The organism is Lachnoanaerobaculum saburreum DSM 3986, from assembly GCF_000185385.1.
Classification (GTDB): domain Bacteria; phylum Bacillota; class Clostridia; order Lachnospirales; family Lachnospiraceae; genus Lachnoanaerobaculum; species Lachnoanaerobaculum saburreum.
The window spans coordinates 568089-571919 of record NZ_GL622296.1; the positions used below are offsets into that span (position 1 = coordinate 568089).

The following is a 3831-nucleotide window of genomic DNA, read 5'->3' on the forward strand; positions in this document are numbered from 1 at the left end:
AGTAGTTCACTTCAGAGAAAACTCTATTATAGTAAAGATTCCTTTTAATTGGATTAATACTATGTATGATAAAGAGGGTAATAAAGAGGGTAATAAAGAGGGTAATAAAGATGTAAGTTATTCGGATTTAAATGAAACACAGAAGGTTATTCTTCAAGCAATAAAAAATAACCCAAATATTACAAAGAGAGAGATTCAAGAAAAAATAGGTAAAGGAAAGACTGCAGTAGATCGTGGTATTTCCAATTTAAAAGAAAAAGGGTATATAGAACATATCGGTTCAAACAGAACGGGGTATTGGAAAATACTTAGATAAAAGTATTTGCAATAATTTTTTAGGTAATCTGATATTGAGTTTTATCTTAGCTATATTAATGATAATAAATGATTTTATCATTAAGTATCGAAAGCTTTGGAACTTGATAACTTATGGACTGCTTTTACAAATAAGTGTAAATAAAATACTTTATAGTTAAAGGAATAAAGATAATAATGGCACAAAATAGTTTAAGAATTGATGATGCAAGGGTAAAGACAGAGAGACGAATACCGTTTGAAGTGTCGGCGGATCCTTTTTATAGTAAAGAGAATATGGATGAATTGGAGAGAAGAGTTGCCAACATTCGCACAGGAAAAAGTGTGTTAAAAGAACATGACTTAATAGGGGATGAATGATGCGAAAACTGTGATTTTAAGTATGTTAAGGAGGGTAATAAGATGACATGCAATGAAGGAATTATATGACATATTTAAAGAGGACATTGATCAGGAAGTATTGGAAAAATCTAAAAGTAAGTGGATAAAAGAGGGTAGAAAAGAAGGTGTTATAAATACATTACTTATGCTTGTAAAAGATGGAATAATATCAGTAGAAGATGCTGCAAAAAGAGCAAATCTAAGTGTAAGTACGTTTCAAAAATATTTAAATGAAAAGATGTAAAATAGTAATATTTAAAAATAATGAGGACACTGTAAAAAGTGTCCTTTTTAATACTCTAAAACATAGAAAAGTCCTCATTAAAGTGATAAAATAGAATAGGTTAGAAAACACCAACTCATATGTGTTAAGTTTTAGGCAGTGATGTGATGATTAAAAAATCAATTTGTAAGAAGACAGTTCACGGAGGTTATGATGAAATACAAAGGAATATATTTTAGTTTAATAAGCTTCCTCTTGAAAAAACCGATGATAAGAAAATTCGGTAAGAATAAAACTGAAGAAAGCATAAAAAAGGCACGAGTTTTATATAAGCGGATGCTTGAGAAAACTGAAGATATCGGATCAAACAATCCAATGTCAGGCAACATTTATTCAGCATATGTATTTATGGCTGTGTGCAGGGCAGGGAATTTTTGTGTGGACGATTTTAAAGAAGTAATTGTTGAGTTTTTTAACAACAAGTTGATCGGTAAACTTAGAGGTGGTTTTGATTTAAATAATCCCGAAGATATGAAAAAGTTTTCTGATAGGATGCATAGAATGGAGAAGTGGGCGGATAAACATCCCGAGTATAAGGATAAAACATGGGATTTTAACTTTGACGAAGACCTTCATAGAGACGGTTTTTATTATCACTTCACAAGATGTCCCCTTGAAAAATTTGCAAGAGATAACGGTTATTTGGATCTGTTGCCTATGTGTTGTGATATTGACTATCTTATGTTTGAGAAGGGAAAAGGTGTGCTTCATAGAGAAAGCACATTGGCATCAGGTGGAAAAATCTGTGATTACTGGATTGTAGGTGATAAGAACAGGGATCCTAAGTAATAATTCCTTTATAGAAGCGAAGCTTAGATAAAAGTATTTGTAATAAGTCTTTAAGGAAGTTGATATTGGTTTTTTATCTTGGCTATAGTATGATAGTAAGTAATTTTATCATATTGAAAAAAAGGAGATAGAGAGCGAGAGAAAGATGAAGAAAACATGGTTTGGGGAATTTATCGGTAAACTTATAGCTGTATTATTGATAATGAATACTTTAGCTTCTTTGCAAGTTTATGCGGCGGTTACACCTGTAAGGAGAAACGATACGGTTAAAAGTACAGTAGTGGAGCAAAAAGAACTTAGAGGAGTGTGGTTTTCATATATTGACTGGAGTGAGATGCCTTCAGATGCTGAAGCATTTAAGAAGAGAGCAGATCAGGTGATGGCTGATATAAAAAATCGCGGAATGAATGCTATATTTTGTCATGTACACAGCCACTCGGACAGCTACGGGCAGAAATTAAAATCTTTCCCGTTATCAAAGTTTATGGTTACAAAAGATTCGGCTCCGGATTTTGATCCTTTGGAGTATATGATTGAAAGTGCTCACAAGCAGGGACTTTCATTTCATGCTTGGGTTAACCCTTATAGAGTTACCAATTCTATGATGAGGGATATACCTGACGGTTCAATTGTAAAACAGTGGATGGCAGATCCTTCAAAACAGAGAAATGTATTATTACATGAAGGCAATTATTATCTGAATCCGTCAAGTGCAGAGGTTAGAAATTATCTTGTGAATTCAATCAGTGAAATATGTAAAAACTATGCTGTAGACGGTGTACAGTTTGATGATTATTTTTACCCTTCATTAAATGACAATGATCCGGCAAAAAGATTTGATAAGGCGGAGTATGATGCTTCAGGAAGCAGTTTAGGTATTACACAGTGGAGAAGAGAAAATGTGTCAATGCTTGTAAAAGATGTATACAAGGCAGTACATGATGCTCGTCCTCAGGCGGTTTTCGGTATCAGTCCTGTAGCGCTTTTATCAAATCTTAGAAGTGATAAATCATATTTCGTAGATATTGATACATGGATGGCTTCAAATGAATATATAGACTATATAATGCCGCAGCTCTACCATGGTTTTGAAGCAAAAACAAGACTGGGTATATTGGCACCTCATTCATATATAAATTGTTTAAACAGTTGGGTTGATTTAAAGAGAAAGAGTAGCAGTAATGTAAAACTGTATATAGGTCTCGGACTTTATAGAGCCGGAAAGGATATAAAGGACGGCAATGCAGTTTCAGAATGGCTGAGGTATAATGATATCTTATTAAGACAGGTAAAGGCGGCAAGAGAAACCGGAGAGGTTTCAGGATTTGGAATATTCGCATATCAAAATTTCAGAGAGGCACCGGCCGCTTTGGAACTTGATAATTTACAAACGGTTTTTACAAATCAGTAAAATTGATAAATTAAAAACAATTTGGACACTGTAAAAGGTGTCCTTTTTTGCAGAAAATTGTAAAATAAAAATGTAGGTAATGCAAAACGGTTTTGTAGGTTGTTGCAGGAGATTATTATAGCCCTTTTTGCTTGAATTCGTTTACGATATCATTCACTATATCAGTAGTCAAATGAAATTTTGGACGTAATAAAACATTTCTATATTCTGATTCGATTTCTTTATTTAATACAGGTATAATTTTACCGTTGAAGGCGAGTTCAATAATAGTTCCGGGAATAGAATTATTTTTTAGTACTGCAGAGACAAGAACATTAGTATCAATAACCACAAAATATTTCATAATTATTTTCTTACATCTGCTATTTCTGCATTTATCTCATCAGGCGACATATCTAAAATATTATATTCCTTTGCAATCTTGCTGGCTTTTTCTAAAGCTCTGATTCCGGGTGTATCAGCTTCATTAAGTTTCATACTAAATGGAATACCCTGTTCCTGATTGAGTCTTGACATACACATTTTAAGGTATGCAGGAAGCGTAAGCCCAAGTTTATCAAGAATTTGGATAGATTTAATTTTTTCAGTGTCTTCCGTTCTAAATTGTATAAGTGTACTTGCCATATTTGTACTTGCCATATTTTGTACTTGC

7 protein-coding genes are annotated in these 3831 nt (G+C 33.1%); 5 read left to right on the forward strand and 2 right to left on the reverse strand.

Annotated features, from left to right (window positions below; all coding sequences use genetic code 11):
- The 5 genes from HMPREF0381_RS02750 to HMPREF0381_RS02770 form a co-directional block, all read left to right on the forward strand.
- Positions 1-316 (forward strand): winged helix-turn-helix domain-containing protein (locus tag HMPREF0381_RS02750; protein ID WP_154647112.1); only part of this gene is annotated, 316 nt, incomplete at its 5' end.
- Positions 317-492: 176 nt separating this feature from the next.
- The gene (locus tag HMPREF0381_RS02755; protein ID WP_008750343.1) at positions 493-675 is read left to right on the forward strand and encodes a hypothetical protein; all 183 of its coding nucleotides are present in this window, start codon (positions 493-495) and stop codon (positions 673-675) included.
- Between the two features lie 52 nt (positions 676-727).
- Entirely contained in the window at positions 728-940 is a 213-nt protein-coding gene (locus HMPREF0381_RS02760; RefSeq protein ID WP_008750344.1) for a helix-turn-helix domain-containing protein, read from the forward strand.
- A gap of 192 nt (positions 941-1132) precedes the next feature.
- A complete protein-coding gene (locus tag HMPREF0381_RS02765; protein WP_008750345.1) occupies positions 1133-1768 on the forward strand; it encodes an L-2-amino-thiazoline-4-carboxylic acid hydrolase in 636 nt (211 codons plus the stop codon).
- 145 nt (positions 1769-1913) lie between these two features.
- Positions 1914-3179, forward strand: coding sequence for a glycoside hydrolase family 10 protein (locus tag HMPREF0381_RS02770; RefSeq protein ID WP_008750346.1), 1266 nt, complete (start codon positions 1914-1916; stop codon positions 3177-3179).
- 115 nt (positions 3180-3294) lie between these two features.
- Here the strand turns inward: HMPREF0381_RS02770 and HMPREF0381_RS02775 are convergent, their stop codons facing one another.
- Together HMPREF0381_RS02775 and HMPREF0381_RS02780 are read right to left on the reverse strand one after the other, a co-directional pair.
- The gene (locus HMPREF0381_RS02775) at positions 3295-3522 is read right to left on the reverse strand and encodes a putative toxin-antitoxin system toxin component, PIN family (protein WP_008750347.1); all 228 of its coding nucleotides are present in this window, start codon (positions 3520-3522) and stop codon (positions 3295-3297) included.
- A gap of 2 nt (positions 3523-3524) precedes the next feature.
- Positions 3525-3831: type II toxin-antitoxin system RelB/DinJ family antitoxin (locus tag HMPREF0381_RS02780; protein WP_008750348.1), on the reverse strand; the 307-nt coding region annotated here is incomplete at its 5' end.